Source organism: Vitreoscilla filiformis (assembly GCF_002222655.1).
In the GTDB taxonomy this organism is placed as follows: Bacteria; Pseudomonadota; Gammaproteobacteria; order Burkholderiales; family Burkholderiaceae_C; genus Ideonella; species Ideonella filiformis.
The window spans coordinates 164,621-188,955 of record NZ_CP022423.1; the positions used below are offsets into that span (position 1 = coordinate 164,621).

At 62.4% G+C, this 24,335-nt stretch carries 19 protein-coding genes, 1 tRNA gene and 1 pseudogene; 3 read left to right on the forward strand and 18 right to left on the reverse strand.

Annotated features, from left to right (window positions below; translation table 11 throughout):
- Position 1 precedes the first annotated feature (1 nt).
- Together urtB and urtA are read right to left on the reverse strand one after the other, a co-directional pair.
- Positions 2-1,609: an urea ABC transporter permease subunit UrtB gene (gene urtB, locus VITFI_RS00810; protein ID WP_089417896.1), complete on the reverse strand. Its 1,608-nt coding sequence runs from the start codon at positions 1,607-1,609 to the stop codon at positions 2-4.
- Between the two features lie 153 nt (positions 1,610-1,762).
- The gene (urtA, locus tag VITFI_RS00815) at positions 1,763-3,028 is read right to left on the reverse strand and encodes an urea ABC transporter substrate-binding protein (protein ID WP_198301556.1); all 1,266 of its coding nucleotides are present in this window, start codon (positions 3,026-3,028) and stop codon (positions 1,763-1,765) included.
- 143 nt (positions 3,029-3,171) lie between these two features.
- Here urtA and VITFI_RS00820 point away from each other — a divergent pair, with 143 nt between their 5' ends.
- Positions 3,172-3,747: a hypothetical protein gene (locus VITFI_RS00820; RefSeq protein ID WP_089415379.1), complete on the forward strand. Its 576-nt coding sequence runs from the start codon at positions 3,172-3,174 to the stop codon at positions 3,745-3,747.
- Here the strand turns inward: VITFI_RS00820 and VITFI_RS00825 are convergent.
- From VITFI_RS00825 to petA, 12 genes and pseudogenes are all read right to left on the reverse strand, one after another.
- Positions 3,744-5,321 carry an ATP-binding protein gene (locus tag VITFI_RS00825; RefSeq protein WP_089415380.1) on the reverse strand — a complete coding sequence of 526 codons (1,578 nt, stop codon included), beginning with the start codon at positions 5,319-5,321 and terminating at the stop codon, positions 3,744-3,746. The genes VITFI_RS00820 and VITFI_RS00825 overlap by 4 nt on opposite strands.
- Positions 5,322-5,443: 122 nt before the next feature.
- The gene (locus VITFI_RS00830) at positions 5,444-6,394 is read right to left on the reverse strand and encodes a response regulator transcription factor (protein WP_089415381.1); all 951 of its coding nucleotides are present in this window, start codon (positions 6,392-6,394) and stop codon (positions 5,444-5,446) included.
- The gene (locus tag VITFI_RS00835) at positions 6,375-9,851 is read right to left on the reverse strand and encodes a hybrid sensor histidine kinase/response regulator (protein ID WP_089415382.1); all 3,477 of its coding nucleotides are present in this window, start codon (positions 9,849-9,851) and stop codon (positions 6,375-6,377) included. Before VITFI_RS00835 ends, VITFI_RS00830 begins: the two co-directional genes overlap by 20 nt.
- Positions 9,829-10,821 carry a recombination-associated protein RdgC gene (locus tag VITFI_RS00840; protein WP_089415383.1) on the reverse strand — a complete coding sequence of 331 codons (993 nt, stop codon included), beginning with the start codon at positions 10,819-10,821 and terminating at the stop codon, positions 9,829-9,831. The genes VITFI_RS00835 and VITFI_RS00840 overlap by 23 nt, the downstream gene beginning before the upstream one ends.
- A complete protein-coding gene (gene secA / locus VITFI_RS00845) occupies positions 10,821-13,565 on the reverse strand; it encodes a preprotein translocase subunit SecA (protein ID WP_089415384.1) in 2,745 nt (914 codons plus the stop codon). Before secA ends, VITFI_RS00840 begins: the two co-directional genes overlap by 1 nt.
- Positions 13,566-13,755: 190 nt before the next feature.
- Positions 13,756-14,700 (reverse strand): M23 family metallopeptidase, encoded by a 945-nt coding sequence (locus VITFI_RS00850; RefSeq protein ID WP_089415385.1) that lies wholly within the window; start codon positions 14,698-14,700, stop codon positions 13,756-13,758.
- 354 nt (positions 14,701-15,054) lie between these two features.
- Positions 15,055-15,130, reverse strand: a tRNA-Thr gene (locus VITFI_RS00860).
- A 59-nt stretch (positions 15,131-15,189) separates the two neighbouring features.
- On the reverse strand, positions 15,190-15,705 hold the full coding sequence (locus tag VITFI_RS00865; RefSeq protein WP_089415387.1) for a ClpXP protease specificity-enhancing factor: 516 nt from the start codon (positions 15,703-15,705) through the stop codon (positions 15,190-15,192).
- Between the two features lie 46 nt (positions 15,706-15,751).
- The gene (locus VITFI_RS00870) at positions 15,752-16,366 is read right to left on the reverse strand and encodes a glutathione S-transferase N-terminal domain-containing protein (protein WP_089415388.1); all 615 of its coding nucleotides are present in this window, start codon (positions 16,364-16,366) and stop codon (positions 15,752-15,754) included.
- A 126-nt stretch (positions 16,367-16,492) separates the two neighbouring features.
- A complete protein-coding gene (locus VITFI_RS00875) occupies positions 16,493-17,224 on the reverse strand; it encodes a cytochrome c1 (RefSeq protein ID WP_198301557.1) in 732 nt (243 codons plus the stop codon).
- Between the two features lie 40 nt (positions 17,225-17,264).
- Positions 17,265-18,650: pseudogene (locus tag VITFI_RS00880) on the reverse strand (cytochrome b); the annotation flags it as partial.
- 35 nt (positions 18,651-18,685) lie between these two features.
- Positions 18,686-19,282, reverse strand: coding sequence for a ubiquinol-cytochrome c reductase iron-sulfur subunit (gene petA / locus VITFI_RS00885; protein WP_089415390.1), 597 nt, complete (start codon positions 19,280-19,282; stop codon positions 18,686-18,688).
- Positions 19,283-19,538: 256 nt separating this feature from the next.
- Between petA and mscL the strand changes: the two genes are divergently transcribed.
- Positions 19,539-19,967 carry a large conductance mechanosensitive channel protein MscL gene (mscL, locus tag VITFI_RS00890; protein ID WP_089415391.1) on the forward strand — a complete coding sequence of 143 codons (429 nt, stop codon included), beginning with the start codon at positions 19,539-19,541 and terminating at the stop codon, positions 19,965-19,967.
- Between the two features lie 19 nt (positions 19,968-19,986).
- Here the strand turns inward: mscL and pdxA are convergent, their stop codons facing one another.
- Positions 19,987-21,030 carry a 4-hydroxythreonine-4-phosphate dehydrogenase PdxA gene (pdxA, locus tag VITFI_RS00895; RefSeq protein ID WP_089415392.1) on the reverse strand — a complete coding sequence of 348 codons (1,044 nt, stop codon included), beginning with the start codon at positions 21,028-21,030 and terminating at the stop codon, positions 19,987-19,989.
- 5 nt (positions 21,031-21,035) lie between these two features.
- Complete coding sequence (locus VITFI_RS00900) at positions 21,036-21,788, reverse strand: Nif3-like dinuclear metal center hexameric protein (RefSeq protein WP_089415393.1); 753 nt, start codon at positions 21,786-21,788, stop codon at positions 21,036-21,038.
- A 31-nt stretch (positions 21,789-21,819) separates the two neighbouring features.
- On the opposite strand from VITFI_RS00900, the gene VITFI_RS00905 reads away from it, so the two are divergent.
- On the forward strand, positions 21,820-23,016 hold the full coding sequence (locus VITFI_RS00905) for a Do family serine endopeptidase (RefSeq protein WP_089417899.1): 1,197 nt from the start codon (positions 21,820-21,822) through the stop codon (positions 23,014-23,016).
- Positions 23,017-23,027: 11 nt separating this feature from the next.
- Here the strand turns inward: VITFI_RS00905 and tatC are convergent, their stop codons facing one another.
- Together tatC and tatB are read right to left on the reverse strand one after the other, a co-directional pair.
- Complete coding sequence (gene tatC, locus VITFI_RS00910) at positions 23,028-23,801, reverse strand: twin-arginine translocase subunit TatC (RefSeq protein ID WP_089415394.1); 774 nt, start codon at positions 23,799-23,801, stop codon at positions 23,028-23,030.
- Entirely contained in the window at positions 23,798-24,316 is a 519-nt protein-coding gene (gene tatB / locus VITFI_RS00915) for a Sec-independent protein translocase protein TatB (protein ID WP_089415395.1), read from the reverse strand. Before tatB ends, tatC begins: the two co-directional genes overlap by 4 nt.
- Positions 24,317-24,335 lie beyond the last annotated feature (19 nt).

Consider the following 24,335-nt stretch of genomic DNA (forward strand, 5'->3'; position numbering starts at 1 on the left):
ATCAAGCCTCGGCCGAACGGCCCTTCATGGCGAACAAACCTTGTGGGCGCTTCTGGATGAAGACCACGATCACCACCAGCACCATGATCTTGGCGAGCACCGCCCCGGCCAAGCCTTCGAGCAGCTTGTTCAGCACGCCCAAGCCCAGCGCGGCGTAGACCGTGCCGGCCAGTTGGCCCACGCCACCCAGCACCACGACCATGAACGAGTCCACGATGTAGCTCTGGCCCAAGTCGGGGCCGACGTTGCCGACTTGGCTCAAGGCGCAACCCGCCAGCCCGGCGATACCGGCGCCCAGGCTGAAGGCATAGGTGTCAATGCGGGCGGTGTTGATACCGACGCACGCCGCCATGCGGCGGTTTTGCGTCACGCCACGCACAAACAGGCCCAGGCGGGTTTTGGCGATCATCAGCGCCACGCCGCCCAGCACCAGGAAGGCAAAGGCGATGATGGCGATGCGGTTGAAGGGCAACGTGAGGTTGCTCATCACCGCCACGCCGCCGGAGAGCCAGGCGGGGTTTTCCACCGGCACGTTTTGCGCGCCGAACAGCGAGCGCACGCTCTGCATCAGGATGAGCGAAATGCCCCACGTCGCCAGCAGCGTTTCCAGCGGACGGCCATACAGCCAGCGCAACACCGTGCGCTCCAGCGCCGCGCCCACCAGCGCCGCCGCGAGGAACGACACCGGAATGGCCAGCGCGATGTAGTAATCAAACGCCCCCGGCGCGTAGGTTTTGAAGAGGTTTTGCACCACGTAGGTCGCGTAGGCGCCGATCATCATCAGCTCGCCGTGGGCCATGTTGATCACGCCCATCAGGCCATAGGTGATCGCCAAACCCAGCGCCACCAGCAGCAAAATCGAACCCAAACTCAAGCCGGTGAACACCACGCCGAGCCGGTCGCCCCATGCCAGACGGGACGCCACTTTGTCCATCGACAGCATCAAAGCGCCGCGCACTTCGGGATCCGTTTCGGGGCCGGTTTTGCCGTCGCCCAAACGCTCTTGCAGCAGGCTTTTCACTTGGGGCGAACCGCTCTCACCCAACGCTTTGGCGGCGGCCAGGCGCTGGGCTTTGTCGTCGGCACTGAGTTGGATGCTGGCGCGCATCAAGCTGAGTTTTTCTTTCAGCGATGCATCGGTTTCGGCGGCGAGGGCTTTGTCGATGAGCGGCAGTTGGCCCGCCTCCAGGGTCTGCTTGGCCAGCTCGGCCACCGCCGCTTGGCGCGTAGCCACGTCGGTGGACAGCAGTTTGAACGCCGCCTGCACCGCTTCAAGCGCACCGCGCATGCGGTTGTTGTTCACCACGTCTTCGGCGTCGGGCGGCAGGCTGGCGGCTTGGCCGGTGGCTGCGTCACGCGCTTGGGCGCCGTCCACGATCCACACGCGCTGAGGCGTGAGCTTGACCGCATCGTTGAGCAAAGCCTCCACCAAAGGCGGCAGGCCGGCATCGGCTTGGGCAGCGGCGCTGCTCAGGGCGGTGATGCGGGCGTCGGTGTCGCCCTCGGCAATGGCTCGGGCCTGGTCGGCCGTGAGCGCACGGGCCGGCAACGCCGCCAGCCCAGTGGACAGCGCGACAGCCAGCAGCAAAAAGGGTCGGCGCAGAAGCATGGTGAAACGACTCGTGGAACCAGAAAAAAACAGCGGGCCAGGCCGCAACCGGCCGGCCCGCTGAAGGGTGAGGCAGCTTATCGACCCAACAGAACCCAGCGCGACGACAGCAGCAGGAGAAAACGTCGCGCAGGTGGTTGGGTCGTCAGCCGATCACTTCTTGGTGGGCACGTTCTTCTTGCCCTTGTTTTCGGCGATGTAGTCGCTCCACGGATCGGCTTGCACCGGGCCCTTGGTCTTCCACACCACGTTGAACTGGCCATCGGCCTTGACTTCGCCGATGAACACCGGCTTCCAGAGGTGGTGGTTTTCCTTGTCCATGGTGGACATGAAACCGCCCGGCGCTTGGAAGGTCTGGCCGGCCATGGCGGCGATCACCTTGTCGGTGTCGGTGGTCTTGGCCTTGGCCACGGCTTGGGCCCACATGTGCAAGCCAATGTAGGTGGCTTCCATCGGGTCGTTGGTCAGCGGCTTGTCGGCGTGGCCGGGGATTTTCTTGGCCTTGGCGTACTCGCTCCACTTTTTCACGAACTCGGTGTTGGCCGGGCTCTTGATCGACATGAAGTAGTTCCAAGCCGCCAGGTGACCCACCAGCGGCTTGGTGTCCACGCCGCGCAGTTCTTCTTCACCCACCGAGAACGCCACCACCGGCACGTCGGTCGCCTTCAGGCCCTGGTTGCCCAGTTCTTTGTAGAACGGCACGTTGGAGTCGCCGTTGATGGTGGACACCACCGCCGTCTTCTTGCCTTCCGAAGCGAACTTCTTGATCTTGGCGATGATGCTCTGATAGTCGGCATGACCGAAGGGGGTGTACTCCTCCATGATGTCCGACTCGGGGATGCCCTTGGCCTTCAAGAAAGCGCGCAGGATCTTGTTGGTGGTGCGCGGGTAGACGTAGTCGGTGCCCAGCAGCACGAAACGCTTGGCCGAACCGCCGTCCTTGCTCATCAGGTATTCAACGGCAGGGATGGCCTGTTGGTTGGGCGCCGCGCCGGTGTAGAACACGTTCTTGGACAGCTCTTCCCCTTCGTACTGCACCGGGTAGAACAGCAGCGAGTTGGTTTCTTCGAACACCGGCAGCACCGACTTGCGGCTCACCGAAGTCCAGCAGCCGAACACAGCGGCCACCTTGTCCTGGGTGATGAGCTGCTTGGCCTTCTCAGCGAACAGCGGCCAGTTCGAAGCCGGATCGACCACCACGGGTTCGAGCTTTTTGCCCAACACGCCGCCCTTGGCGTTGATTTCGTCGATGGTCATCAGGGCAACGTCCTTCAGGACGGTTTCCGAGATGGCCATGGTGCCCGACAGCGAGTGCAGGATGCCGACCTTGATGGTGTCAGCGGCTTGGGCCAGCGACGAGAAACCCAGGGCGCAAGCGGTGGCGGCCAGCGCGGTGATCGAACGACGGGAAATCTTCATGAAGTGGGCTCCGAACCTTGCGTGTGGAAGAAGTGGGTGGAACGGCTGCAAGGTTAGGTGGAGGCCGGGTGCGTACCAATACGCACACTGGCGTACATGACAGAATCCGCCCGCATCGTTTCCCCCACCGCACACCGTTCGGCATGAGTGAATTCGTCATCAAATACTGGCGTTGCGGCACCAAGCCCGTGGACGAACAAGGCAACTATGTCCACATCGTGGGCCGGAGAGCAGGCAGCCTGGGCACTTTGCTGACGCTGTTGCGCATCGACCCCAGCATCAAACTGCTGATCGGGCTGGACCGCATCGAACTGCGCCAAGCTTCGCTGATGGGCATCAGCACGCGCATGATCCCGCTGGAAAGTCTGTCATCCTCGTTCTACGGTCAACATAAACCGTGGAAGCGTTCGCTGCTGCTGCTGTTGGGGTTTGGAGCGCTGGCCCTGTCCGTGCTCATGGATCGCAGCGATTGGGTGACGGCACTGAGCTTGCTCGTCGCTGGGGTCGTGGTGGCCACGATGCAGTACCTGTTGCATCAATCTGTGCTGCTGGGCCTGCAAGAGATGGGGGGGCACCAGAGTGTCATCCGCTTCCGCCCCTGCTTTCTGGACAACGTGGACATCGACGAACAGCAAGCGCGCCAAGTGTGCAAAATCGTCCAACGCCTGGCCGATGCCAAACGCAAGCGCCTGATGCTCACCGTTGGCAGCGGGCGTTAGCCAACGGGATTCTCGGTTTCCACCTCAAAACCCACGATGTTCCGCGTGGTGCGGCTGAACTCGATACCGATCAGGTAAATCGGCTCGCCTCGCCCCCGGTATTTTTCCGCGTAGCCGCGTCGGCGGCATTGCGCCAGCGCTTCGCCCTTCGGTACCAGCTCCACCACCTTGAACTCGAACAACCACACCGCGTTGTTGAACAACACCGCCATGTCAATGCGCCCGTGGTTCGTCGTATCTTCCAGCCGAATTTCCAACCCCGAAGCGGCAAAGTAGCTGTAAAACACACTGGCGTAGTGGCCCTCAAACTCCGCCAGTTTGTTTTTGCGATACCAATCATGCGGAATGCTGGCAAACAGGGCGTGGAACACCGCTTGCATACCGGTTGCGTCCCCGGCACGCAACAGTTTGAGCAGTTGCATGCGCGCAGTGAGCCCCTGCCGATCCGGCACACCGTACCCTTTGAGCAGCGCACCATTCAAACTGGTTTCGACTTCACGATTCGGATAACCCAGCGTGTACACCCACTGCGCCCGAGAAAGCTCCTCACGCCCGCGCAACGTCAGATAACCCGTTTGAAACAGCAGCGCTTCGGGCGGAATATCCTCCACATCAAAAGAGGAAATGAGCTGCTCCATCGCCATCACTTGGCTCAAATCTGGCGTGAAAAATTGGCGCTCGGCCAAAAGTTTGACCAAAAACGTGGGCGTGCCGGTTTCAAACCAGTAAGGGCGGAAATCTCGGTGGCGAAACAGCAGCAGCACATCAAATGGGTTGTAAACGCCTTCGCCCAGCCAGTTGTAGCCGTTGTACCAGCGGCGGATGTCCTCCCGATCCAGCCCCGGCAACTCGGGCGCGAACACCGTGTCCACATCCTCATCGGTGTAGCCACAAATGGCACTGAAACGGGCATCCAGCGTGATGTCTTCCAAATGATTCAGCCCCGAAAACAAACTCACTTTGCTGAACTTGGAAACCCCCGTGAGCAACACAAACTTCAGGTGCGCGTCGCTGTCTTTTAAAACGCTGTAAAGGTCTTTGAGCGCCTCGCGCATTTCGGTGGCCCGGGCGCTGTCGGTGATGTTATCGAGAATGGGTTTGTCATACTCATCGACCAGCACCACCACGCGCTGGCCACACTGCGCATGCAACGCTTCGATCAAGTGACTCAGACGCCGACGCATCGATAACATTTGCTGCGCCAAACCACAGGCCGCCTCATGGGGCAACAACTGGCCATCCAAACTGTCATGCAAATCGGCCACCGAAGCCAGTACGCCACCACCAAAACTAATCCGAATCACCGGATAACGCTGCGTCCAATCCCAGTGTGCATCGGCATACAACCCCGAGAACAGGGCACGGTTTCCCTCGAACAATTCTTTCAGCGTATCCAAAAACAAACTTTTCCCGAAGCGGCGCGGGCGGCTCAAAAAATAGCAGTTCCCTTGATCGATGAGTTGCAGCGCATAGGCTGTTTTGTCCACGTAGTAATGCCCGTCACCTTCTCGCAGTTTGGCGAAGGTCTGGATGCCAATCGGCAATTTGCGGCGGCGCGGAGAGGATGTGGACATTATGTGAGCAGGTCAGGTCGGCAAACCAGTGTCATGTCATCGCCGGGGTGAGGGGAATGCGTCGCCAAACACACCGACATTTGCAGCTTGACGCAACACCAGATAGCAAAGGGAAAGGCCCATCATCCATTCCCACGCACCTTGCCCAACGCCATGGCGGCGGCAGCGGTGCGCGTTTCCACACCGAGTTTCTCAAACACATGCTCCAAATGTTTATGCACCGTGCGCGGGCTGGTGCCGAGAATCTCGCCAATATCGCGATTGGTTTTGCCCTGAATCACCCAGTGCAACACCTCGGTTTCGCGCGCGGTGAGCTGCGGAAACGCCAGCGCCAGCGCCTCTTGCAACGCCGCTTCCGAGGCTTCGCGCAACACCACCATCCACTCGCCTTCGGCGGTGTGATCCGGCAGCGCGTGCAGGGCAAAACTCAAGCGGTTGGGGCCCCGCGCCACCGTCAACCCCTGCGGCTCGGCCCCCGCACGGCGGCGCAGCGATTCACGCGCCACCCAGGCGCATAACTCCGGCGGCGTGGTCACTTCGGGCAGGCCGGGGAAATAGTCGTTCATGAAGCGCCGCGCCAGCGCGGTCTGCCACAGGCGCCGGCCATCACGCTCACGCACCATCAGCGTGGCATGGCCGAAAGCGTCCAGCGCATTGCGGGCCTGGCGTTGTGCCCGGGCGGTGTTCAGATGGGCCGTCAAGCGCGCCAGCACCTCGCGGGTGCGAATCGGCTTGGTAACGTAGTCAATACCCCCCGCCGCAAAGGCGGCCACCACATGCTCGGTGTCCGTCAACCCAGTCATGAACACGATGGGGATGGCAGAGGTTTCCGGATTCGCCTTGAGGCGGCGGGCCACCTCAAAACCGTCCATGCCGGGCATCACGGCGTCCAGCAGCACGATGTCGGGCTGGGCCTGGGCAGCGCGCAGCAAGGCGGCTTCGCCGTTGGTCGCCACCAGCACGGTGTAGCCGGATTCGTCCAGCGCATCGTGCAGCACGGCCAGGTTGTCCGGCACATCGTCCACGATGAGCACCACGTCGGTGGCGTTGGGGTCAAGCAGATCGGAGTTCATCAAGAGCGTCACGCAGCAGGCCGTCCAGGGCCTCAAACTGGAATGCCCGCGCCAGAGGGCGCAGGCGTTGAATAAAAGGTTCAGTGTCCGGCCGTTCCGCCTGAATCTGGTCGAGCTGGCGCAAGATGCCGCGTGGATAGCCCATGGCCACCACCCGCCGCAAGGTTTCCAGCGCCACGGCATCGGGCAGCACCCGAGGGCCATTCGATCCCACCCCGGCTGCGGCATGCGCCGGTGCCGCATCCGGCTGCGGCACCGGCGCACCGGCCTGCCACTGCAAATGCAAGCGCCGACCGAGCCAATCCAGCACATCGGCCCGGCGCACGGGTTTGACGAGAAAGTCCGCTGGGGTGATGCCCACGTCGTTGTCCAGCCCTTTGTCGAAGGCATTGGCCGAAACGATGGCCACCGGCGCCAAGCTCAAGCCCTGGGCGCGCAGCCGCCGCAAGGTTTCCCAGCCATCGATGCCCGGCATGGCCAAATCCATGAAGATCGCATCCGGTTGCAGATCGGCCAGCCGCGCCAAACAGGCTTCCCCCGAGGCCGCTTGCTCGATCACAAAACCCAGGGGTTGCAAGGAATCGGCCAGCCAAGCGCGGTCGGCTTCCTCGTTATCTACCACCAAAATGGTGCGGCGCGGGCCGTCGTAGCCGACCCGCGTCGGGCCGGGTCGTCCGCCGACGGGCTCGGTGCGGGCCAGGCTGACTTCGGGCAAAAACAAGCGCACGCTGAACGTCGTACCCTGCCCCGGCGTGCTGCGGGCGCTGAGTTCACCGCCCATCAGCTCGGTCAACATTTTGCTGATGGTCAGCCCCAAACCCGTGCCCGTGGCTGCCCCACCCGCCGCCGAACCGCGCACAAACGGGTCGAACACGCGCTCCAATTCGGCCTCGCTCATGCCAGGGCCGGAATCGACGATGTCCAACCGTGCCATTTCCCGCGCATACCGCAGCCGAAACACCACCCCACCGTGGTGCGTGAATTTGACGGCATTGCCCAACAGGTTGATGAGAATCTGCCGCAAGCGCCGCTCGTCAGCCCGCACGGCTTCGGGCACATCGTGGCCGAAATCGCGCTCGAAACGAATGCCTTTGGCCTGGGCCTGCAACTCGAACATGCCGGCGATCTCGTCCATCAAATGACGAAACGCCATGGGCCGCACCTCCAGCGAAAGTTTGCCGCTTTCGATGCGGGCAATGTCCAGCGTCCCTTCAATCAAACTCAGCAAATGATCCCCGCCCCGGCGAATCACGCTGACCGCTTGGCGACGGTTCGCTGGCATCGACGCATCCTCCTCCAGCAACTGCGCGTAACCCAGAATGGAATTCAACGGCGTGCGCAGCTCGTGGCTGATGGCACTGATATAACGCGTTTTGGCTTGGTTGGCGGCTTCGGCCTGGCGCTTGGCTTCTTGCAATTGCAGGTCGGTTTGGCGGTGGGAATCGATCTCGCGCATCAAGGCTTCGGTTTGGCGCGAGATTTCCTCGTGCGCCACCTGGCGGCTGCGGTGCGCCAACACCAACCACCACGCCACCACGCTGGCCACCAGCAGCAACGCGGCATACGCCTTGAGAAACCCGGCGCGCAGCACCGGCTCCAAGAGCGCCAGCGTCTGGGCCGGCAACAGGGCGCCGCGCTCGCCCAATTGTTTGACTTCCTGGCGGTACAGCAGCACAAACAGCGCCCCCAACAACGGCACGATGGCGCTCATCAACAGCAAGTAGTGGCCCAGGCCGGTGTCCACCCGCGTGGCCAAACGCCGGGGCAACCACCGCTCCAGCACCGCCGACCAGCGTTGCCACACCCAATCCACCAAACGGGGTTGAGGTTTGCAACGATCGGCGCAACGGGCATCCAGGGTGCAGCACAGCGAGCAGATCAAACCGCCGTAGGCGGGGCAACGGGCCATGTCTTCGGCCTGATAGTCGCGCTCGCACACCACGCAACGGTACAAACGCCCCGGCACCAGCACTTCGGGGGGACGCGCCAAGTAATACCGCCCCCGCGTGGCCCAAGCGATGGCCGGCGCCGCCAGCAAAGCGGTCACCAAAGCGATGAGGGCTGAAAACGCCTGCGCCATCGACCCGAACGCCCCCAAGTGCGCCGCCACCGACAGCACCGAGGCCAAGCCCATCGCGCCCACGCCCACGGGGTTGATGTCTGGCAGGTAGGCGCGGCGAAACTCGATGCCGGGGGGGCTCCAGCCCAGCGGCTTGTTGATCACCAAATCCGCCACTACGGCCATGATCCACGAGATGGCGATGTTGGAAAACAGCCCCAGCACCCCGCCCAGGGCTTGGAACACATCCAACTCCATCAGCATGAGCGCAATCAGGATGTTGAACACCATCCACACCACCCGCCCCGGATGGCTGTGCGTGACCCGTGAAAAAAAATTGCTCCACGCCAGCGAACCGGCATAAGCGTTCGTCACGTTGATCTTGAGCTGCGAGACGATCACCAGCAGCGCCGTGGCCGCCACCGCCCAGCCGTAGTGGCCGAACATGTACTCGTAGGCCGCCAGGTACATCTGATTCGGATCGACCGCCCGTTCGGCTGGCACCATGTGGCTGATTGCCAAGTACGCCAGCAACGCGCCGCCCAACATCTTCAGCACCCCCGGCACCACCCAGCCCGGGCCGCCGACCAACACCGCTGCATCCCACGCCCGCCGGTTGGTGACGGTGCGTTCGGGCATGAACCGCAGGTAATCCACCTGCTCGCCCATCTGGGTGATGAGGGCAATGCCCACCGTCATCGCCGCGCCAAACCCTTGGAGCTGAAAGCCTGCCGTCTGCCCACCCTCCCCGCCGTATTGCACCAAACCGTGCAACACCTGCGGGTTGTGTTGCAACACGTACCCATACGGCAGCACCAGCAGCACCAGCCACAGCGGCTGCGTCCACACCTGCAACGTGCTGATGGCGGTGACGCCGTGTGTCACCACCGGCAGCACACCCAAGGCGCACAACAGATAACCCCAAGCCGGGGGAATGTCGAAAGCCAGCTCCAAGGCGTACGCCATGATCGCGGCTTCCAGGGCGAAGAAAATGAAGGTGAAACTGGCGTAGATGAGCGAGGTCAGCGTCGAGCCGAGGTAACCGAAGCCGGCGCCGCGTGTGAGCAAATCCATGTCCACACCGTGGCGCGCCGCGTAGACGCTGATGGGCCAGCCGGCCAGGAAAATCACCAATCCCGTGGCCAAAATCGCCCAAAACGCATTCAAAAAACCATACTGCACCAACAGCGTGGCACCCACCGCCTCCAACACCAGGAAGGACGAGGCCCCAAACGCCGTGTTCGCCACCCGCCACACCGACCACTTGCGAAAGGCATGCGGTGTGAAACGCAGCGCGTAATCCTCCAGCGTTTCGGAGGCTACCCAGGCGTTGTAATCGCGCCGGATGGTGACGACGCGCTGCGCCGCTGGGGGTTCAGGCCCAGGGGGGGGTGTCATCGGCGTCGGTTGGCGCAGGCGCGGGGGCTGCCGCTGCAACCGGGGCCGGCTCGGCCACGGGCAAGGCACCGGGCGCGAGTTCGCCGCACAAAGCCAGCAGCAAATCGACCAGCCACTGGCGCAGCTCGCCGGTGGTGATGGCCACATCGGCATCGAACGATTCTTCGGCCGACAACCCGGCGCCCGATGTGCTTTCAAACACCCCGTCGTCGAACGCCAAACGCTTCACCTGCCACGACTCGGTGAGCACGAACGACACCCGCCCGCGCCACGTCAACGCCAAGCGCGTCGGCTGCTTGCCGGCTTGGATGTGGCCGCGCACCTCGTCAATGTCCAGCGCGTGGCGGGCGTAACGCACGGCGGATTTCAACTCGTCCGGCGCTTTCAGCTCGCAATCTCGATCCAGCGTGAACGGCTCGGGCGCTTGCCCTTCAACCAGCCACAACGCCATGGCCGCCGCCGGGCTCATTTGAGTCTGCACCGGGTTGAGCGCGAAATCGGGCAGCGACTTGACCAACAAGCTCACCGCGTCCTCGGCTCGCTTGGCGCTGGCGCAGTCCAGCACCAGCCAGTGGGCTTTCGGGTCGATCCACACCCGGATCACGCCTTCCCGAGTGAACGCCTGAGGCAGCAGTTCGAAGGCGGCTTGCTCGCGCAAGTCTTTGACTTGCTTGCGCCCAGGTTTGCGCCCGGTGTCCCGCTCAATGGCCGCCGCAATTTCCTCCGCCCGGCGCTTGACCACCGACGCCGGCAGCAGCTTGGCTTCGGTTTTGAGCGCCAGCAGCCACTGCCCACCAATCGACTCGACCAAGGGGCCATGCGCCGCCCCACGCGGCTCGACCCAGCCACTCGATTGTGCTTGGCTGGCACCGCAAGGCGTGAAGCGCTGGGTGGCCAGCGCCGCTTCGGTGGCAGCCAAATCGGGCTGCCACTCGGGCCCGATGCGGAAAATCAGGAGGTTCTTGAACATCAGGCCAGCTTACCGTGGCAGTTTTTGTACTTCTTGCCACTGCCGCACGGGCACGGATCGTTGCGTCCGACCCGTGGCACCTCGGCCATTTGGGTGGCCGGATCGGTGTCTTGGCTGACGCTGCCGTCCTCGTTCGGATGGGTGTAGGTCACATTCACGAAGCTGTCGGCGCTTTGCTCCAACGATTCTGCCGCCTGAGCCGCTTGGGCAGGCTCCTGGATTCGCACCGTCATCAACACCCGCGTGACCTCGGACTTGATGAGGTTGATCAACTGCTCAAACAGCTCGAAAGCCTCGCGTTTGTATTCCTGCTTGGGGTTCTTTTGGGCGTAGCCGCGCAGGTGGATGCCTTGGCGCAAATAGTCCAGCGCCGCCAGGTGCTCGCGCCAGTGCGAATCCATCGATTGCAGCAGCACCATGCGCATGAACGGCATGAACTGCTCCGCACCCACCCGATCGAGCTTGGATTGGAAGGCCGCATCGGCGGTGGTCACCACCTTGTCGAGCACATCTTCATCGGTGATGGTGTCGCTGCCGGCCACCATCGCTTGGAGCGCCACGTCCACGTGCCACTCTTCGGCCAGCACCTTTTCCAGCCCGGGCAGATCCCACTGCTCTTCCATGCTCTCCTCGGGCACGTAGGCGCGCACGATCTCGGTCATGGTGGCTTTGCGCAGATTGGTGATTTGCTGCACCAACTCCTCGGCTTCGAGGATTTCATTGCGCTGCTGGTAAATCACCTTGCGCTGGTCGTTCGACACGTCGTCGTATTCCAGCAACTGCTTGCGGATGTCGAAGTTGCGGGCCTCAACCTTGCGCTGCGCACTCTCAATCGAGCGGCTGACGATGCCCGCCTCAATCGCTTCACCTTCCGGCATCTTCAGCCGATCCATGATGGCGCGCACCCGATCGCCAGCAAAAATCCGCATGAGCGGATCGTCCAACGACAGGTAAAAGCGCGACGAACCCGGATCGCCCTGGCGGCCCGAACGGCCACGCAACTGATTGTCGATGCGGCGGCTTTCGTGGCGCTCGGTGGCGATGATGCGCAAGCCACCCAGCGACTTGACCTTGGCGTTCAACTCCGCCCATTCGGCCCGAAGCTGTTGGATGCGCGCCGCCTTGTCCGCTTCGGACAGGCTGTCATCGGCCTCGACGGCCTGCACCTGCTTTTCGATGCTGCCGCCCAACACGATGTCCGTGCCCCGACCGGCCATGTTGGTGGCAATGGTGACCATGCCCGGACGGCCCGCCTGGGCCACGATCTCGGCCTCCTTGGCATGCTGCTTGGCGTTGAGCACCTGATGCGGCAACCCCGATTGGTTCAACAGCACCGCAATGCGCTCGGAGTTCTCGATCGAGGTCGTGCCCACCAGCACCGGTTGGCCGCGTTGGTAGCACTCGCGGATGTCGTCCACCACGGCGAGGTACTTCTCGCGCTCGGTTTTGTAGACGAGGTCGTTTTCGTCCTTGCGCTGCGTTGGCCGGTTGGGCGGGATGACCACCGTTTCCAAACCGTAGATTTCTTGGAACTCGTAGGCTTCGGTGTCGGCGGTGCCGGTCATGCCGCCGAGCTTGCCGTACATGCGGAAGTAGTTCTGGAAGGTGATCGAGGCCAGGGTTTGGTTTTCCGCCTGGATCTCCACGCCTTCCTTGGCTTCAACCGCCTGGTGCAAGCCATCCGACCAGCGGCGGCCCGACATCAAACGGCCCGTGAACTCGTCCACGATCACCACTTCACCACTTTGCACCACGTAGTGCTGATCGCGGTGATACAGGTGATGCGCCCGCAAACCCGCATAGACATGGTGCATCAGCGTGATGTTGGCTGCGTCATAGAGGCTGGCGCCCGGCACGAGCAGGCCCGCTTCGGTCAAGACACGTTCGGCGTTTTCGTGGCCTTGCTCGGTCAGGTACACCTGACGGCCTTTTTCATCCACCGTGAAATCGCCTGGCTCGATCACGCCTTCGCCGGTGCGCGGATCGGCCTCACCGATTTGTTTCTTCAGGTGCGGAATGACGGCGTTGATGCGCACATACAAGTCCGTGTGATCCTCGGCTTGGCCGGAGATGATCAGCGGCGTACGCGCTTCGTCGATCAAGATCGAGTCCACCTCGTCCACGATGGCGTAGGCCAAACCGCGCTGCACACGGTCTTGCACCTCGTACACCATGTTGTCGCGCAGGTAGTCGAAGCCGAACTCGTTGTTGGTGCCGTAGGTGATGTCCGAACCGTAGGCGGCTTGCTTGGCCACCCGATCCATGCCGGGCACGTTCACGCCCACGCTCAGGCCCAAGAAGTTGTAAAGCCGGCCCATCCACTCGGCGTCACGCCGGGCCAGATAGTCATTCACCGTCACCACATGCACCCCCTGGGCGGGCAGCGCGTTGAGGTACACCGGCAGCGTGGCCATCAGCGTTTTGCCTTCACCGGTGCGCATTTCGGCAATTTTGCCGTTGTGCAGGGTCATCCCCCCGATGAGCTGCACATCGAAGTGGCGCATTTTGAGCACGCGCTTGCTGGCTTCGCGCACGGTGGCGAAGGCTTCGGGCAACAGGCTGTCGAGGGTGGCGCCTTGGCTCAGTCGGGCGCGAAATTCGGCGGTTTTGGCTTGCAGCGCAGCATCATCGAGCTTCTCGAACTGCGGCTCCAGCGCCTGGATCTGCGCAACGATGCGGCGATAGCCTTTGAGCAAGCGGTCATTGCGACTGCCAAAAATCTGGGTGAGAAGCTTGGGCAACATGCAGCGTCAGGGCCTAATGGTTCGTGTGGCGACGCGCCCGTGGCGGCGCCGTGCCAACCTTCAGGCGACGGCTGCTGGCAATTTCCACAACCGAACTCGCCACATGAGGGCGCTTGGGTGGCTTGCAAGGGCTTCGGGGCGTCGCAAAGCCGGGCAGTTTAGCACCCGGGGGTTGACGGGCTTGGGGGGCTCAGTTGGTGGCCAAGTGCTTGTCACTCGGGAGTTGCCGCAGGAAACGCAGCGGGTTCTGAGGCACGCCATCGATCAGCACCTCGAAGTGCAAATGCGCTCCTGTGGAACGTCCTGTGTTGCCGATCGTGGCGATGGGCTGGCCACGTTTGACCACCGCGCCAGCCTGAACCAGAAAGCTCTGGGTGTGTGCATACCGTGTCACCAAACCCTGGCCGTGGTCAATTTCAAGGACACGGCCATACTGCGGATGCCAGTCCGTGGACAGCACCACCCCAGCAGCAGCCGCCTGAATCTGCGTGCCCGATGGCGCTGAAAAATCCACCCCCGTGTGCAACGCCGGGCGGCCCGTGAACGGATCGCGCCGAAACCCAAACCCCGATCCGATGGAAACCTCCACAGGCTTGCTGCTTGGCACCATCACCCCAGACAGCCGGGATTCGAACATGCGCGACTCGGCCAGTGCCAACAAGTCGGTGTACTGCTGTGCCCGCTCATCCAGCTTGAGGAGATCGCCACTCAAATCGGACAGCGTCAGGGTGTCCATGCCCGCATAAGACCCCCCCGCCGGAGCAGAGGCCACAGGGGCGGCACGCAAGGCCTTGATTTCTTCAGGTGCCACGCCTGCCAGTGTGAAGACGCGCTTTTCCAGTGCTTCTAAATGCACCATGCGGGCCTGCATTTCACCGATTTTTTGGGCCAAGGCATCTAGGTTGTCCCGCATGACCCGGTCACGCTGGGCCACCTCGTCCCGAACCACCCATTGCACCACCTGGCTGACCACCGGCCATCCGTCACGGACGGCCTTCAGGAACACAAAGTGGTACACCGTCCCGGACAGCAGCAGGATCGACAACAGGCCGGAAAAAATCACCAGTGCCAATTGCCACGCCCGCATGCTCAGGCTGAACGTGCGCAAACGGCCATCGGTGATGAGAATCTGCATCGCTACACTCCGAACCCATGAATCACCCAACGCAGCAGCCCCACACCCGCCCCATCACGGAAGCTTTGGGGGCCCACAACGTTTTGGGGCAACTGTTGGCGCGTGTACGCCAGTCACAAGCAAGATTCGATGCCATCCAGAGCACGTTGCCGCGCAGCCTACGCGCCCATGTGCGCCCGGGCGTTTTAGACGACAGCAGTTGGCACCTGATGGCCGCCAATGCGGCAGTCGCTGCGAAATTGAAGCAGTGCCTGCCTTTGGTAAGTCAAGTCCTGCGCGATGCAGGCTGGCCCACATTGGCACTGAAAATCAAGATCCAGGCACCTGTTTCGATGCCACGGCGCTAGTGCGCCATGGTGCCGGCTATCCGACTCGAACGGATGACCTACCGCTTACAAGGCGGTTGCTCTACCAACTGAGCTAAGCCGGCACTCAAAGAACTGGGGATTGTACAGGGTTTGAACCCTTGACGGGCAAGGGTTCTTGTCCCTACTTGATGCGCTTGAGGGCGGGTCGCCCCCCTTGCGGGGGTGCTGGTGGCTCCGGCGACGGTGAGGACGACGCTTCCTGCGGCTCATCGGCAAGACGCAATCCGCGTGCTGGCCGCGCCGCCATCTCCTCAGCGGGCTCGGACAACTGCGGAGCCGCCTCTTGCTCAGGCTCGTCTGCCGTTGGCATGGGGAATGCCATGCCTTGCCCGTTTTCGCGGGCGTAAATCGCGACCACGTGGTCAACCGGCACGACGATGTCGCGGGGCACCCCACCGAAACGGGCCTTGAACTCGATGAACTCGTTCCCCAAACGCAGGCCGCTCGTGGCGTCAAAACCCACGTTGAGCACGATCTCGCCGTTGCGCACGTACTCCATCGGCACCTGCACCGATCGATCCACGAACACCGCCAAATAGGGGGTGAACCCGTTGTCGGTACACCAGTCGTGCAGCGCTCGGATCAGGTAGGGGCGCGTGGAACTGCCCTGATTTTCGGGGGGATGCGGAGTCGTCATGGCAGAAACACCTCGGCAGAACGGGTCAGGGGCCGTCGCGCTGGCATCACTTGCGCATCACCTTTTCGGACGGCGTCAGCGCTTCGATGTACGCCGGGCGCGAGAAGATGCGTTCGGCATACTTCAGCAACGGCGCAGCGTTCTTGGACAGCTCGATGCCGTAGTAATCCAAGCGCCACAGCAGCGGTGCAATGGCCACGTCAAGCATCGAAAAATCGTCGCCCAGCATGTACTTGTTCTTCAAGAAGATGGGCGCCAATTGGGTCAGTCGATCGCGGATTTGCGAACGCGCTTTTTCCAATTGTTTGTCGTTGCCCTTCGCCCCACCTCGGCCTTCCAGCACGTTGACGTGGGTGAACAGCTCTTTCTCGAAGTTGAAGAGGAACAGTCGCACACGCGCACGCGCCACCGGATCGCCAGGCATCAGCTGCGGATGCGGGAAACGCTCGTCGATGTACTCGTTGATGATGTGCGATTCGTACAGGATCAGATTACGCTCAACCAGGATGGGCACCTCGTTGTACGGATTCATCAGGGCGATGTCTTCCGGTTTGGCAAACAGGTCAACGTCGCGGATCTCGAAATCCATGCCCTTTTCAAACAGAACAAAACGGCAACGGTGCGAGTAAGGGCACGTGGTTCCGGAATAAAGCACCATCATGGAGGTGGGCTCCCAAGGATCAACAAAGAGACGACAAGCGCCGAAAACACAAAAACGCAGTGGGCCTTACGGCGCACACTGCGTGATGAGCGGCCCGGCCTCGTTCGGCCAGACCTGAGGGGAAGATTACTTGATGTCCTTCCAGAAGGCCGAGTTCAGGCGCCAAGCCAAGAACATGAAACCTGCCAAGAAGATCAGCACCACCGTCCCCAGCTTGGTGCGCTGGATTTGACCCGGCTCACCCATCCATTGCAGGTAAGCGACCAAGTCTGCCACAGCAGCATCGTACTCCTTGGCACTCAGCTTGCCCGGCTTGGTCAATTCCAGCTTACCGTGGCCGTCACCGGCCATGCGCTGCTCGCCTTGCAGTTCCCACAGCGCGTGCGGCATGCCCACCGAGGGGAAAACCGTGTTGTTCCAACCGGTCGGACGGGTGTCATCACGGTAGAAGCCGCGCAGGTAGGTGTAGAGGTAGTCAGCCCCCGTACCGTAGTGGCTGGCACGCGAGCGAGCGATCACGGTCAGATCCGGCGGGGTGGCACCGAACCAGTCCTTGGCGTCTTTCGCGCTCATGGCCACCTTCATGGTGTCGCCGACTTTCTCGGAGGCGAACAACAGGTTGGCCTTGATTTGTTCATCCGAGAGGCCAATGTCGCGCATGCGGTTGTAGCGCATGAACGCCGCAGCGTGGCAGTTCAAGCAGTAGTTGGCGAACAGCTTGGCACCGCGCTGCAAAGCAGCTTCGTCTTGAACACGCTCAACCGGGAATTTGTCCAGATGCAGCGCACCGCCAGCAGCCGAGGCACCGCCCACCAGGGACAGGGCCACTGCCAGACTTGCAAAGAGTTTCTTGATCATGTTGTGTTGCTCCTGCCTCGTCTTCTCAGTGCGGGGTGAAGGTCACGCGCTCGGGAACCGGCTTGCATTCACCGATCTGGCTCCACCACGGCATCAGCAGGAAGAAGCCGAAATAGAACAGGGTACCGACCTGAGCGATCAGGGTGCCCATTTCCGACGGCGGCTGAATGCCCAAGTAACCCAGGATGACAAAAAACACCACGAACACGCCATACAGCGTCTTGTGCCAGCTCGGACGGTAGCGGATCGACTTGACCGGGCTGTAATCCAGCCAAGGCAGGAAGAACATGATGACCACGGCACCGCCCATCACCACCACACCCCAGAACTTGGCGTCGAAGGTTTTGAGCAACACCACGGCCACCAAGGCCCCCACCACCACGGCGGCCTTCAGCGGCGCAGCCAGGCGACCCTTGAGCAAGGCACCCACGGCACCCAAACCGATCACCACGCACAGCACGTTGACCATCACGTCGGTGGTTGCACGCAGCATCGAGTAGTACGGCGTGAAGTACCACACCGGGGCAATGTGCGCCGGGGTCTTGAGCGGATCGGCCGGGATGAAGTTGTTGTACTCCAGGAAGTAGCCACCGAACTCGGGCGCGAAGAACACCACAGCGCAGAAGCACAGCAGGAAGCCGGCCACGCCCAGGATGTCATGCACGGTGTAGTACGGGTGGAACGGGATGCCATCGAGCGGACGGCCTTGGGCGTCCTTCTTGGCCTTGATTTCCACGCCGTCCGGGTTGTTCGAACCCACCTCGTGCAGCGCGATGATGTGCGCCACCACCAGGCCCAGCAGCACCAGCGGCACAGCGATGACGTGGAAGCTGAAGAAGCGGTTCAGGGTAGCGTCGCCGACCACGAAGTCACCACGGATCAGCAGGGCCAGATCCGGGCCGATGAAGGGCACCGCAGCGAACAGGTTCACGATCACCTGAGCGCCCCAGAAGGACATTTGGCCCCACGGCAGCAGGTAACCCATGAAGGCTTCGGCCATCAGCGCCAGGAAGATGGCGCAGCCGAAAATCCACACCAGCTCACGCGGCTTGCGGTATGAACCGTAGATCAGGCCACGGAACATGTGCAGGTACACCACCACGAAGAACGCCGAGGCGCCGGTGGAGTGCATGTAGCGAATCAGCCAGCCCCAGGGCACATCGCGCATGATGTACTCGACCGAGGCGAACGCCAGGTTGGCGTCCGGCTTGTAGTGCATCACCAGGAAAATACCGGTGACGATCTGGATCACCAGCACCAGCAGCGCCAGCGAGCCGAAGAAATACCAGAAGTTGAAGTTTTTGGGAGCGTAGTACTCAGAGAGATGCTCTTTGTACAGCTTGGACGCCGGGAAGCGGTTGTCCACCCAGGTCAGCAGCTTTTCGCCCAGCGGAGCGTCCGCCGGCGCGACTTTGAATTCAGCCATGGATTGCCTTTCGTCTTGTCTTGCAGCGCCGGAGGTCAGGCCTTCTTGTCCTCACCGATCAGCAACTTGGTGTCGGCGAGGTACATGTGGGGCGGCACTTCGAGGTTGTCCGGCGCGGGCATGTTCTTGAACACGCGGCCAGCCATGTCGAACATCGAGCCGTGGCAAGGGCACAGGAAACCGCCCTTCCAGTCATCCGGCAGCGAGGGCTGCGGGCCGGCCACAAACTTGTCGGACGGAGAGCAACCCAGGTGGGTACACACGCCGATCACCACCAAGTACTCGTCTTTGATGGCGCGGGCACCGTTCTTGGCGTAACCCGGAATCGGGTAGGCTTTACGCTCAGATGCCGGATCGGCCAGCTTGGCGTCCAGCGCCTTCAGATCTTTGAGTTGCTCGGGGGTGCGGCGCACGATCCACACCGGCTTACCACGCCACTCCACCGTCATTTTCTCGCCCGGTTGGAGCGCGCCGACATCCACTTCCACAGCCGCACCAGCGGCCTTGGCCCGTTCGGACGGGGCGAAAGTGCTGACAAAAGGCACGGCTGCCGCCATACCACCTACGGCACCCGCACAACTCGTGGCAATCAGCCAGGTGCGCTTGCCTTGGTCCACCGCGTTATCACTCATGTGGGTCCTTCTTGGAGCTCTGGGAAGTCAGGGATGACTTCAGGGATATCTGATCTCGGGCAACCCCGCATTTTAGCCGACACAAACTGCCACCGGACTTACCCGACCAGGTGTGAGGCACGATCTGCGTCAAGCCCCGGACGTACGTCTGGGGTTTCGGCTCCCTGTGTCAGTGGGAGATACTTCTTTCCGGTGCCCAGTCGCGCACGATAGGTGCGACCGTACTGGACTTTCGTCTCTCGGAAAAGGAATCAGGATGAGCTTTCTCACAGAATTCAGAGAATTTGCTGTCAAGGGCAATGTGGTCGATTTGGCAGTTGGCGTGATCATCGGCGGTGCGTTTGGCAAGATCGTCGATTCGGTGGTCAAGGACTTGGTGATGCCCTTGGTGAGTCTGGGGCTCGGGGGGCTGGATTTCTCCAACCGCTTCATTCCCCTGGCAGGGCAAACTGCCACCACATTGGCCGAAGCCCAAAAAGCCGGGGCTGTGTTCGCCTATGGCAACTTCATCACGGTCGCTCTGAACTTTGTCATCTTGGCCTTCATCATTTTCATGATGGTGCGCCAGATCAACCGCCTGAAGCGTCAAGAACCCGCAGCGCCACCGGCACCCGCTGCACCGCCGCCAGTGCCGGAAGACATTCAATTGCTGCGCGACATCCGCGACAGTCTGCGCCAGCGTTGAGCGGCTCACCAGCCGTCGCTCACAGCCCCGCTGCCAACTGGCGAGCCATGCGCAATGCGGCCACCAAACTGCCCGCATCGGCTTGGCCGGTGCCGGCCACGTCGAAGGCGGTGCCGTGATCCGGGCTGGTGCGCACCCAGGGCAGCCCCAACGTGACATTCACGCCCTCGTCCACCCCCAGGTATTTGACGGGGATGAGCCCATGGTCGTGGGTCATGGCGACGACGAAATCGAACTCGCCCGGGTGACCAGGTGGCGCGTGGCGCGCACGCATGAACACGGTGTCCGGTGCGAAGGGGCCGCGCACATCCCATCCCGAAGCACGGGCCTGCTCGACAGCGGGGCCAATGATGCGCAACTCCTCATCCCCAAACAGCCCGCCCTCGCCAGCGTGGGGATTCAACCCGGCCACAGCAATGCGCGGAGCAGCCAGCCCAAAGCGGCGCCCAGCTTCGTGGGTGATGCGCAACGTTTCCACGATCCCGGCAACGTCCAGCGCCTCAATGGCCCGGCGCAGTGCGATGTGAATGGTCACCAACACCACACGCAACTGCGGATTGGCCAACATCATGCGCACCGGCGGCGGCGCTTGCCCGGGCTCGGCTGCCAGGGCTTGCAGCATCTCGGTGTGGCCGGGGTAGTCCACCCCCGCCGCATGCAACGCTTCTTTGTGAATCGGTGCCGTCACCATGCCGGACGCGGCACCGGCCTGAATCCACTGCACCGCGCTCCGAATGCACGCGGCGGCGGCAGCGCCCGCTTGGGCGTCCATTTGGCCCCACGGCAGGGTGTCCAACCCGCTGGGCAAGTCAGCCGGCACACACACTGGCAAGGCGCCGGGCGGCACTTCGCGTCGATCCAGCGGTGAGTCCAAGCGGGCCAAGGGCAGCAAGAGGCCACAGGCCCGTGCCGCCCGTCCTAGCACGCGAGGGCAGCCAATCACCACCGCATCCGCCAGCTCACCGGCTGCGAACGCTTTGACGATGATTTCCGGGCCAATGCCGCACGGGTCACCCTGCGTGATGAGCAAGGGGGTCGAAGGAGGAGAGGAAACCGTCGTCATGAGCCTCAAGCCGGGTTAGGGATGTCAATGAATTGATGGGTCAAGCCGAACTGCGCTGCCAGGTGTTCACCCAGAGCCGGGGCGCCGAAACGCTCGGTGGCGTGGTGCCCGCAGGCCAAAAATGCCACGCCTGTTTCACGGGCCAAGTGGGCTTGCGGTTCGGACACTTCGCCGGTCAGGTACAAATCGGCCCCCGCTGCGATGGCCGCTTCAAAATAACCTTGCGCCCCGCCGCTGCACCACGCCACCCGACGCACTGGCCGACCGTCCCCCGGCAGGCACAGCACGTCGCGCCCCAGCGCCTGCTGGACGTGCTGCTGCACGCTGGCCACGTCGCGCTCGGCCACCTCCAGCCGGCCCACGCAGCCCAAGTCTTGCTCCCCGAAACGCCCCTCACACACCCAACCGAGCTGCCGCGCCAGTTGAGCGTTGTTACCCACTTCCGGGTGCGCATCCAGCGGCAGGTGGTAGGCCAGCAAGTTGATGTCGTGCTGCATCAGGTACTGCACACGCGCCTTGAGCCACCCCGTCAGGCGCCCGTCATGCCCACGCCAAAACAAACCGTGATGCACCAGCAGCACGTCGGCGTGCGCGGCGGCAGCGGCTTCAATCAGTGCCAAGCTGGCGGTCACACCCGAGACCACATGGCGGATCTCGCCCCGCCCCTCGACTTGCAGACCGTTCGGCCCATAATCCTTGAATCGATCCACCCCCAGGTACTGGGCAAGATAGTCCGTGACTTCGCGGCGTGTGGCCATGGCCGTGCGGCTCCTTTTTCGTTTCGAATGCATGCGCAGAATCTGGCTCGTATTTTCCCAGGCTGTCACGGTGGCCGTTGCGGTGGTGTTCGTGGTTGGCACCTTCAAACCGCTGTGGCTCCAGCAAGGCGCCCGCGTCTGGGCCCCCGTCGCGGTGGCGCCCCTCAGCCAAGTTCAGGCGTCGGGGGTGACGGTGCAAGTGGCTGCCGCTTCGCCCGCCGCCTCCCAACCGCTGAGTGAAGCGGCCCGCCGGGCCGTGCCGGCCATCGTCAGCGTCAACGCCAGCAAGAAAACCAGCGAACGCGCCACCACACCGCATGCGCAGGATCCCGTATTCCGGTTTTTCTTTGGCCCGCGCCAGCGCCCCACACAACCCCAGCCAGAGCCGTCGATGGGCATGGGCTCGGGGGTGATTGTGTCGCCAGAAGGCTACTTGCTGACGAACAACCACGTCGTCAATGGCGCTGAGAGTGTGACCGTGCAGCTCGCCGATGGCCGCGAAGCCAACGCCATCATCGTCGGCACCGACCCCGAAACCGATCTGGCCGTGCTCAAAATCGACTTACCGAATTTACCCACCGTGACGCTGGGCGACATCGGCCAGTTGCAAGTCGGCGATGCGGTGTTGGCCATCGGCAACCCCTTCAACGTCGGCCAAACGGTGACGTCCGGCATCGTCAGCGCGCTGGGCCGCACGGGGCTGGGCCTGTCCACTTTCGAGAACTTCATCCAAACCGATGCGGCCATCAACCCTGGCAATTCAGGCGGGGCGCTGGTGGACATTCAAGGCAACCTCGTGGGCATCAACACCGCCATTTATTCGCGCTCGGGCGGCAGCATGGGCATCGGTTTTGCCATTCCGATCGATTTGGCGCGGGATGTGATGACCAGCCTGATCCGCGATGGCCAAGTCACTCGCGGCTGGATCGGCGTGCAACCCCGCGATTTGAGCGAGGACATGGCCCGGGCGCTCAAACTTTCGGTCAGCGACGGCGTGCTCATCACCGGCGTGTTGCAGGATGGCCCTGCGCATGAAGCCGGCTTGAAGCCCGGCGACGTGGTGCGCCAAATCGCCGGCCAGCCCATTCATAACACAACGCAGTTGCTCAACGTGGTGGCGAGTTTGAAGCCACAAAGCACGGTGGCCATCTCGCTGATGCGGGGCGAGAAGGCGCTGGAGATTCCCGTGCAGGTGGCCCAACGCAAGCCCAATCCGGAGCGGGACTGAGCTTGGCGCGGTCAATCGTCCTTGGACTCCGGCGCCTGGGTGTGCTTGATGAACAACTGCGCTGAGACGATGCCCAATTCGTACAGCAGGCACATCGGAATGGCCAGCGCCAGTTGAGACACCACATCCGGCGGTGTGATCACCGCTGCGATGATGAAGGCCACCACGATGAAGTAACCCCGGAACTCGCGCAGCTTCTCAATGCTGACCACGCCCATGCGCGCCAACACCACCACCACCACGGGCACTTCGAACGCCGCCCCGAAGGCGATGAACATCGTCATCACAAAACCCAGGTAGGCTTCGATGTCGGGGGCGGCGGTGATGCTGGCCGGGGCGATGCTCTGGATGAACTTGAACACCTGGCCGAACACAAAGAAGTGGCAAAACGCCACGCCCAGGATGAACAGCACGGTGCTAGAGATCACCAGCGGCAGAACGAGGCGCTTCTCATGGTTGTACAAACCCGGCGCCACAAAAGCCCACACTTGGTAGAGCACGATGGGCAGGGCCAGCAAAAAACCCGCCATCAGCGTGATTTTGAGCGGCACCAAAAACGGTGAAATAACGCTGGTGGCGATCATGGTGGCCCCTTGCGGCAAGGTGGACACCAGTGGCGAGGCCAGCAAATCAAACATCGCGCCAGGGCCGGGCCACAGCGCCAGCGCGAAAAACGCCACCAACACCGAGCCCAACGCACGCACCAAGCGGTCGCGCAGCTCAATCAGGTGGGAGACGAACGGCGCTTCGGTGCCCGCCAGTTCGTCATGCGGGTCTTGGCTCATCTTGGGGTGAATCCATTGCGGGGCCGATGGCGCGCCACGCGCGCCGCCCCGGACTGCACATGGGTGCGCACACCAGCCTGTTGCTTGTACCAACGCGGCACGGCGGAACGTTTGATGCGCCAGTTCTTGCGCACCTTGGCGTAACTGGGCGGCGGGGTGTACCAACCGCCTTCGTCGCTGCTGCCACCGGTCTCGGGCGCGCTGGACGAGGACGATGGCAGCCCCGCCGTGGCCTCCGACCACGACTTGTCGAAGTCATTCGACAGTTGGTTCACTTCGCGATGCATGGAGTGCTCCACGTCTCGGGCAGTGCTTTCGAACTGCTGTTTGACTTTGTTCAGCTCTTCCAGCTCGATGGAGCGGTTGACCTCGGCCTTGACGTCGCTCACGTACCGCTGCGCCTTGCCGATGAAATGCCCCACGGTGCGGGCCACACGCGGCAGCTTCTCCGGGCCGATGACGATGAGCGCCACGGCGCCGATGAGCGCCAGCTTGTCAAAGCCGAAATCGATCATGCGTGCTCAGACTTTGGGC

What these genes read in the sequence shown, in the direction of transcription:
- tatB (WP_089415395.1), bottom strand. Translation starts at nt 24,316, where the DNA reads ATGATCGATTTCGGCTTTGACAAGCTGGCGCTCATCGGCGCCGTGGCG.
- VITFI_RS00840 (WP_089415383.1), bottom strand. Translation starts at nt 10,821, where the DNA reads ATGTTCAAGAACCTCCTGATTTTCCGCATCGGGCCCGAGTGGCAGCCC.
- mscL (WP_089415391.1), top strand. Translation starts at nt 19,539, where the DNA reads ATGAGCTTTCTCACAGAATTCAGAGAATTTGCTGTCAAGGGCAATGTG.
- VITFI_RS00905 (WP_089417899.1), top strand. Translation starts at nt 21,820, where the DNA reads ATGCGCAGAATCTGGCTCGTATTTTCCCAGGCTGTCACGGTGGCCGTT.
- VITFI_RS00825 (WP_089415380.1), bottom strand. Translation starts at nt 5,321, where the DNA reads ATGTCCACATCCTCTCCGCGCCGCCGCAAATTGCCGATTGGCATCCAG.
- VITFI_RS00850 (WP_089415385.1), bottom strand. Translation starts at nt 14,700, where the DNA reads ATGCAGATTCTCATCACCGATGGCCGTTTGCGCACGTTCAGCCTGAGC.
- VITFI_RS00900 (WP_089415393.1), bottom strand. Translation starts at nt 21,788, where the DNA reads ATGGCCACACGCCGCGAAGTCACGGACTATCTTGCCCAGTACCTGGGG.
- urtA (WP_198301556.1), bottom strand. Translation starts at nt 3,028, where the DNA reads ATGAAGATTTCCCGTCGTTCGATCACCGCGCTGGCCGCCACCGCTTGC.
- tatC (WP_089415394.1), bottom strand. Translation starts at nt 23,801, where the DNA reads ATGAGCCAAGACCCGCATGACGAACTGGCGGGCACCGAAGCGCCGTTC.
- VITFI_RS00835 (WP_089415382.1), bottom strand. Translation starts at nt 9,851, where the DNA reads ATGACACCCCCCCCTGGGCCTGAACCCCCAGCGGCGCAGCGCGTCGTC.
- VITFI_RS00820 (WP_089415379.1), top strand. Translation starts at nt 3,172, where the DNA reads ATGAGTGAATTCGTCATCAAATACTGGCGTTGCGGCACCAAGCCCGTG.
- petA (WP_089415390.1), bottom strand. Translation starts at nt 19,282, where the DNA reads ATGAGTGATAACGCGGTGGACCAAGGCAAGCGCACCTGGCTGATTGCC.
- VITFI_RS00830 (WP_089415381.1), bottom strand. Translation starts at nt 6,394, where the DNA reads ATGAACTCCGATCTGCTTGACCCCAACGCCACCGACGTGGTGCTCATC.
- VITFI_RS00875 (WP_198301557.1), bottom strand. Translation starts at nt 17,224, where the DNA reads ATGATCAAGAAACTCTTTGCAAGTCTGGCAGTGGCCCTGTCCCTGGTG.
- pdxA (WP_089415392.1), bottom strand. Translation starts at nt 21,030, where the DNA reads ATGACGACGGTTTCCTCTCCTCCTTCGACCCCCTTGCTCATCACGCAG.
- VITFI_RS00865 (WP_089415387.1), bottom strand. Translation starts at nt 15,705, where the DNA reads ATGACGACTCCGCATCCCCCCGAAAATCAGGGCAGTTCCACGCGCCCC.
- VITFI_RS00870 (WP_089415388.1), bottom strand. Translation starts at nt 16,366, where the DNA reads ATGATGGTGCTTTATTCCGGAACCACGTGCCCTTACTCGCACCGTTGC.
- urtB (WP_089417896.1), bottom strand. Translation starts at nt 1,609, where the DNA reads ATGCTTCTGCGCCGACCCTTTTTGCTGCTGGCTGTCGCGCTGTCCACT.
- secA (WP_089415384.1), bottom strand. Translation starts at nt 13,565, where the DNA reads ATGTTGCCCAAGCTTCTCACCCAGATTTTTGGCAGTCGCAATGACCGC.